This is a genomic window from Streptomyces sp. NPDC031554, assembly GCF_055580685.1.
The window spans coordinates 18776-26083 of sequence record NZ_JBVIKX010000021.1; the positions used below are offsets into that span (position 1 = coordinate 18776).

The following is a 7308-nucleotide window of genomic DNA, read 5'->3' on the forward strand; positions in this document are numbered from 1 at the left end:
ATGACCGCCTCCACCGAACGCACCGACACCACCGCCGAGGAAGGACCCATGCCCGCCCGACACGCGCGGACCGTCTCCGGCGGCTCCCGGCCCGCCCTCTCCCGCGGGCTGCCCGCCCTGGTGGCCCGGCACGCCGAGCGGATGCCGGACGCCCTCGCGGTGACCGACGGCGACACCACCCTCACCTACGCCGGGCTCGTCTCCTCGGCCCGGTCCCTCGCCGGCCACCTGCGGGCGCACGGCGTCCGGCCGGGCGACCGCGTGGCGCTGCTGACGCCGCGCTCGGCGCGCACCGTCGTCGCGCAGCTCGCCCTGTGGTGGGCCGGCGCCACCTGCGTGCCGCTCGACCCGGCCCACCCGCGCCCCCGCTCCGAGGCGATGGCCGCCGACGCGGGAGTCACCCTGACCGTCGGCGACGGCAAGCTCCTCGAAGCGGCGGCCCCCACCGGGCCGGTCCTGACGCTGCCGGAGGAGGCGCCGCTGTCCGCCTCCTTCCCGCCGGCGGCCGAACTCCCGGCCGACGCCGACGCGTTCATCATGTTCACCTCCGGCTCGACCGGGCGTCCCAAGGGCGTCTCGGTTCCGCACCGGGCCGTGGCCGAGCTGCTGTCCGAGCCCGCCTACCTCACCCTCACCCCCCGGGACCGGGTGCTCTTCCACTCCCCCATGACCTTCGACGCGTCGACGTTCGAGGTGTGGGGGGCCCTCGCCAACGGCGCCGCCGTCGTGGTGTGCGCCGTCGACCGGCCCTCGTTCGAGGATCTGGCCCGGCACGTGGAGCGTCACGGCGTGACCGTCGCGTTCTTCACGACGGCGCTCTTCCACCAGCTCGCGGCCCGGCGTTCCCGGCTGTTCTCGGTGCTGCGCACGGTGGTGGTGGGCGGGGAGGCGCTGTCCGCGCAGCACGCCGGACAGGTGCTGGGGGCGTTCCCGTGGCTGGAGCTGGTCAACGGGTACGGGCCCACGGAGACCACCACGTTCGCCACGGCGCACCGGGTCACCGGCGCGGACTGCGACGGCCCGGTGCCGATCGGCCGGCCCGTCGCGGGCGCGACCGTGCACGTCCTGGACGACGGCGGCGGGCCCGTCGCGGACGGCGCGCGGGGGGAGCTGTGGATCGGCGGCAGCCGGCTGGCGCACGGTTACGCCGGGCGTCCCGACCTGACCGCCGAACGCTTCGTCGACCACCCGGAGCTGGGGCGCCTGTACCGCACCGGCGACCTCGTCTCCGTCCGCCCGGACGGCGTCCTGGACTTCCACGGGCGCACCGACGACCAGGTGAAGGTGCGCGGCTTCCGCATCGAACCGGGGGAGGTCGAACACGCCCTGCGTCTGCAGCCCGACGTGGACGACGCGGCCGTCGCCGTGCGCCGGCCCGGTCCGGACGACGCCCGTCTCGTCGCGTTCGTCGTGGCGGCGCCGGGTCCCGTGCCCCGGCCCGGCGCGCTGCGCGACCGCCTCGCCGCGGTCCTGCCCGCCCACCTCGTCCCCGACGAGGTGACGGTCGTCGGCAGCCTTCCGCTGACCACCTCCGGGAAGGTCGACCGCCGCGCCCTCGCCGACCTCGGTACGGATGCGGGAGCGGTCGTCCCGGCCGCGCCGCTGACACCGCTGGAGCAGGCGGTCGCCGAGGTGTGGGGCCGTGCCCTGGGCCGCGAGATCACCCGGCCCGACGCCGACTTCCTCGGCCAGGGCGGTCACTCGCTGCTCGCCCTGGCCGTCACCGACGACCTGCGTGAGGAACTCGGTGTCGACATGGCGCTCGCCGACTTCTTCGCCGCCCCCACGGTGGCCGCCCAGGCCGCCCTGGTCGAGCAGGCCCTGCTCGCCGCCCACGACGATCTGCGCCCCGGCACCGAGGAGCACCGCGATGACCACTGACGTCCCGAGGGCCACGGCCGCTGCCCTCCAGGAGGAACTGCTGCGCCGGGCGCGCGAACGTGCCGCGGGCCGCCCCGGCGGGACCCCGGTGGCCGCCGGCGTCGCCGAGGACACCGACCCGGGGCCCGCGCCGCTGTCCCACGCCCAGCGCCGGATGTGGCTCATGGACCGGCTCGGCCACGGCGGGGCCTCCTACAGCGTGCCCTTCGCCACCCGGCTGCACGGCCCGCTGGACCTCGACGCGCTGCGGACCGCGCTGACCGCCCTCGTGGAACGCCACGCGATCCTGCGCACGCGGTACGGGCAGCGGGACGGCGAACCCTTCCAGGAGGTGCTCCCGGCGCCGCGGGCGCTCGACGTGCGTGTCGTGGGGGCGGCCCCGGAACACGCCCACGGCCTGCTGGTCGAGGAGGCCCGTCGGCCGTTCGACCTGTCCGCCGGGCCCCTGCCGCGGGTCCTGGTGCTGCGGCACGGCACGCAGGACCACACGGTCCTGCTGACGTTCCACCACATCTCGGTCGACGGCGCCTCCCTGGACGTCGTCGTCCGGGAGGTGGCCGAGCTCTACGCGGCCGCCACCGGTCGTCCCACGGACGCCGCGCGTGCGCGGCCGGCCGCGCGGCCGCTCCGGTACGCGGACTTCGCGCGTCGTGAACACGCGGCGGCGGACCGGTTCGAGGAAGGTCTGCGGCACTGGGCCCGCCTCCTCGACGGAGCCGCGCCGCCCGCACTGCCCCGCCCCGCGCGCCTCCCCGCCGACGTCGGCACCCGGCCCGCCGACGTCCGTACCGTGCCGCTCGGACGCCGGGTGCCGCAGGACCTGCGGGCGCTCGGCGCGTCGCACCGGACCACCCTGTTCACCGCGGCCCTCGCCGCCGCCTTCGCGACCCTGCGCCGCTTCACCGGCGAGGACGACCTGGTCATCGGTGTCGCGAGCACGCACCGCAGGGGCGCGGACATGCGCGATCTGGTGGGCCTGTGCGTCAACACCCTCGCGGTGCGCGTCGACACATCAGGTGACCCGTCCTTCACCGCCTTGGTGGAGCGGGTGCGGGACGCGCTGCTGGAGGCCCAGCGCCACCACGACGTGCCGTTCGACCTCGTCGTCGAGCGCCTCGGCGCCGCCGCCCGTGCCGCCGACGGGACCGCGTTGGTGCGGGTGACCACCGACGTCACGGCGGAGCCCGCGGCGCTGCGGCTGCCCGGCACCGAGGGCGCGTACGTGGAGGTCGGCGTCGGCGAGGCCAAGTTCGACCTGTCGTTCGCCCTGGTCGACACGGACGCTCCCGCCGCCGTCGTCCAGTACGGCCGCGCCGCGCTGGACGAGGCGGCGGCCGCCGCGCTGGCCGACGGTTTCGCCGCGCTGCTCACCGCGGTCGCCGCCGACCCCGGGCTGCGGTTGTCCCGGCTGCCCGTCCAGGCCCACGCCGGTGACCGGTCCCGGCCGGCGGCCCCGGTGCCGGCGCACGGCGCGGGCCGGCCGGCCGGGAACGGCCACGCGTCCGCCGGGCGCCGGCATCCGGCGGAGACGCTGCTGCTCGCGCACCCGCAGGTGGCGGAGGCCGTCGTCCTCGAACCCGAGGGCGGGCCGCTGCTGGCGTACGCCGTGCTGCGCGGTGTCCGGGGTCCCTCGCGCGCCGACCTGCGGTCGGTCCTGCGGGCGTCGCTCGCCCCGGAGTCGGTGCCCGTCGCCGTGACGTTGCTGGACTCCGTGCCGCGTACGGCCGGGGGCGCGGCCGACACGTCGCGGCTGCCGGGACTGCCGTCCGCGCCCGCCCCGGCGGGGCCGTTCGGACGGACCGTGACGGAGGCGTTCGCGGCACTGCTGGACCGCCCGGAGCCGGGTCCCGACGACGACTTCTTCGACCTCGGCGGCCACTCGCTGGTCGCGGTCCGGCTCGCCGAGCGGCTGCGGGGCTCGCTGAGACTCCCCTTGACGGGCTTGGACGTCCTTCAGGCCCGCACGCCCCGGGCGCTGACCGCCCTGCTGGAGGAGCGGGCCGCGGAACGGACCGCCGTCGTGGCCGCGCCCGCCCGCCGGGCGCGTCCCCGGGGCGCGCGCGAGGGAACGGTCCTGGTCACCGGCGCGACCGGGGGCGTCGGCGCCTTCGTCCTGCGGGAACTGGCGGCGCGGGGACGGCCCGTGCTCGCCCTGGCCCGGCCCGAATCGGCGCACCTGGTCGACGGGGAGGGCGTGGACGTCGTCGAGGGCGACCTCACCGACCTGGACGGTCTGCGCGCGGCGGTCGCGAGCGCCGACGCGGTGATCCACGCGGCGTGCACCTTCGTCCGCCCCGAGGTGGACGTGGCGGCCGTGCGGGCGATGGTGGAGGCCTGGCGGCGCGGTCCGTTCGTCTTCGTCAGCAGTGTCGACGCCTACGGGCGTCCCGCCGAGGACCTGGTGGCGGAGGAGTCACCGTCACGGCAGCCGCTGAGCCCGTACGGCCGGGCCAAGCTGGACTGCGAACGGATCCTGCTGGACGCGGCCGGCGCCGGGGGCCGGGGCGGTGCGAGCGCCGTGCGCTCCCCCCTGGTGTGGGGCCCGCACGAGCGGCTGCGCGACCAGTTGCGCTGGGGCGCCACCGGGGTGCTCTACCAGGCGGTGAAGGAGGGGCGGCCGGTCGGTCTGCCGAGGCCGGGTGCCCACGGCCACGCCTGGTACGGAGCGCCCTGGGTGCACGCGGCCGCCCTGGCGCGGGCCGTAACGTCGTGCCTCGACGCGCCCGTGGCCGGGACGGCGAACGCCGTCGGCGGTCATGTGTCCTGGCGCGACCTCACGGCACGGCTGACCGAGCTGCTGCACCCCGGCGGTGCCGGAGCCGGGGGCGGTGCCGCCCCGTCGGTCGGGGAGACGGACGACGTGCATCCCGACCTCGACCACCACTGGAGGTACCGGGCCGACCGGCTGGCTCCGTCCCTGCGCGAGCGGCCGGGCGAGGACTGGCGCACCGTTCTGGCGGAGATGACCGGCGCGTCCGGCTCCTGACGCCACGTGCGCGGTCCGGGCGCCCCACCGGGCATCCGGACCGCGCCGTCCGCGGGGCATCGGGCCGGCGTCACGCCGGCGTCCGTGCGCGGACCCCGCCGGAACGGAGGCGCGGCCCTCGCACCGGCCGACCCGTGTCCGGACACGTCGTGGTGCCCGGCCCGCACGCCCGTCGGGGGCACGACGGTCGTCGCGGGAGGTGTCGCGCCGTGCTGACGCGGCTCCTCCACCGGGGACGAGCGGGAGGTCTCCCTGCTACGGTGCCCCGATGCCGGCGATCAAGGAATTCCAGGTCACCTTCGACTGCGCGGAACCCGAACGTCTCGCTCGTTTCTGGTGCGAGGTGTTGGGGTACGTCGTGCCTCCGCCCCCGGAGGGGTTCGCCACGTGGGACGACTTCACGCGTTCGCAGCCGCCCGAGCAGCGGGATTCGTGGTTCGCCTGCGTCGATCCCTCAGGTGTGGGCCCGCGGCTGTACTTCCAGCGCGTCCCCGAGGGGAAGGCCGTCAAGAACCGGCTGCATCTCGACGTACGGGTCGGCACCGGACTCGTGGGGGAAGAACGCCTCGCCGCACTCGAGGCCGAACGCGCACGACTGGTCCCGCTCGGCGCGGTACACGTGCAGACGCTGTACGACGGCAATGACGCGTGCATCCCGATGCTGGACATCGAGGGCAACGAGTTCTGCATCGACTGAGCGCACGAGGCGGGGGCACCTCCCGCCGCCGGGCCCGCCCCGCGCCGAACCGCCGGCACAACGACAGGGCCCTCGCACGGTTCAGGTGCCGGCGGTCATCCGTGGAGTGGGCGGGCTCCCGGACCGGTGCCCTCGAAGCGCCGGCCCATGGCGATCTCGTCGCCCACCACCGAGCAGAGGGTGCCGTCGACGTCTTCGGGGCTTCACCTTCCCCTCAGCGGAAGTAGGTGTCGCACAGCTCCCTCACGGACGGTGACACGGGCGAGTGGTGCGACAGCGCGCACAGGGCGGCCAGGTCGTCGTGGCCGGCCGGCGGCTGCGCGGTGCGTGGCAGGCGTGGGGCGGTCCGCGGACGCGGTGCCGCGAGGGTCGTCGGCCGCGCCCGGGGACGGACGGGCGCGGGAGCGGCGGCGGCAGGCGTCCGCGGTGGCTGCGGTGGACGGGGCCGCGGCCGTCGCTCCGGGCCGGGGTTCTCCGCGGAGCGCCGTTCTTTCCGCACCACGACGTCGCGGTCGCCGTCCCGGGGCTCGCGTGTCGAGGCGGTGGTGACGAGCGCGGTGCGGGCCGGCGGCTGGCTCGCGGTCGGCACGGGCGACGGTGCGGCGGTGAGGGACCGGCGGGGGTACGGCGAGGGCGAAGGCGTCCTGGTGGCGGCCGCCACCGGCGAGGGAGCGGACGGAGGCGGGCCGGCGGCGGGGACGGGGACGCAGCCTCCGACGCACAGGGCGGCGGTCAGGACGGCGGCGGAAGCGAGTGGGTGGCGCATGGTCCCCAGAGTGGCCGTGCACCGCGCCGTGCCGGGGCAGCCTCGCGGACGATCACCGGCACGGGTGACACCGAGGGCCCCGCGCCGCGTGCCCCGGCGCCCGCACGCGGAACACCCGCGGCATGCGCGGCACTCGGGGAAGGCAGCCGTCCGCGTCGGCCCGCGCGGACGGCTGCGCGGGAAGCGGACCGGAGCACGCGTCGCCCGCGGATGCGTGGGGTCCGGCGAACGAGGGGCCGCCCCCCGGCACGGCCGGGCGTCTCCTCCCCCAGGTGTGGTCGGGGCCGTCGAGGCGGGGTGCCCGCGACGGGGGACCCCCCACTTGTCTGGGATGGGATGTGCCGGCCGGCTGCGCCACTCTTTACCTGGCCGACGGCGGTGAGCCGCCTTCGGCGCATTCGGTGACGACAACGAGGGGGAAGAGATGTCCGTACGAAAGAAGGCCGCCGGAATGCTGGCCGCGGCCACGGCTGTGGCCGGCCTGACGGTGGCGGGAGCTCCGGCCGCCGTCGCGGCCCCGCCTGCGGCGGGCGGCGCGGTCACGGCCTCGGTGTGGCGGAACATCGCGCTGACCGGCACCTACACGATCCGTGACGACGAGGGCATTTTCTCCGCCGGCACGTACTGCAGCGGCAACGTCGCCTCCGAGGGCTGGGTGAACGAGGTCCGCACGCCGTCGGCCTGGTGGGAGACCACGTGCGGGGGCGAGATCCGTGTGGAGAAGCACGTGTCCGCGGAGACCGACGCCACCGGCGGAGTGATGATCTACGTGACCCTGCGGTTCTACGAGGGCACGAACGACACCAACACCGACCTCGACGCGGAGTACAACTTCAACCGCTACGTCCCCGCGGGACAGACCTCGACGGTCGGCGAGATCACGCTCCGCAACGGGGAGAACGGCGGCAAGGACTGGGCGAAGCTCAACCTCGTCCTGCACAACAACCGCTGACCCCGCCGGGGCGCCGGCCGCGCGTC

At 76.4% G+C, this 7308-nt stretch carries 5 protein-coding genes; 4 read left to right on the forward strand and 1 reads right to left on the reverse strand.

Annotated features, from left to right (window positions below):
* The 3 genes from ACZ5FU_RS33990 (at window position 1) to ACZ5FU_RS34000 (ending at window position 5564) form a co-directional block, all read left to right on the forward strand.
* Window positions 1–1881, forward strand: a complete 1881-nt coding sequence (locus ACZ5FU_RS33990; RefSeq protein WP_469047752.1) for a non-ribosomal peptide synthetase — start codon at window positions 1–3, stop codon at window positions 1879–1881.
* Window positions 1871–4867 carry a condensation domain-containing protein gene (locus ACZ5FU_RS33995; RefSeq protein ID WP_469047753.1) on the forward strand — a complete coding sequence of 999 codons (2997 nt, stop codon included), beginning with the start codon at window positions 1871–1873 and terminating at the stop codon, window positions 4865–4867. Before ACZ5FU_RS33990 ends, ACZ5FU_RS33995 begins: the two co-directional genes overlap by 11 nt.
* A gap of 268 nt (window positions 4868–5135) precedes the next feature.
* The gene (locus tag ACZ5FU_RS34000; protein ID WP_469047755.1) at window positions 5136–5564 is read left to right on the forward strand and encodes a VOC family protein; all 429 of its coding nucleotides are present in this window, start codon (window positions 5136–5138) and stop codon (window positions 5562–5564) included.
* 214 nt (window positions 5565–5778) lie between these two features.
* Here ACZ5FU_RS34000 and ACZ5FU_RS34005 read toward each other — a convergent pair whose 3' ends face one another.
* Window positions 5779–6330 carry a hypothetical protein gene (locus ACZ5FU_RS34005; RefSeq protein ID WP_469047757.1) on the reverse strand — a complete coding sequence of 184 codons (552 nt, stop codon included), beginning with the start codon at window positions 6328–6330 and terminating at the stop codon, window positions 5779–5781.
* A 424-nt stretch (window positions 6331–6754) separates the two neighbouring features.
* On the opposite strand from ACZ5FU_RS34005, the gene ACZ5FU_RS34010 reads away from it, so the two are divergent.
* A complete protein-coding gene (locus ACZ5FU_RS34010; protein ID WP_451531138.1) occupies window positions 6755–7282 on the forward strand; it encodes a hypothetical protein in 528 nt (175 codons plus the stop codon).
* Window positions 7283–7308: the final 26 nt, after the last annotated feature.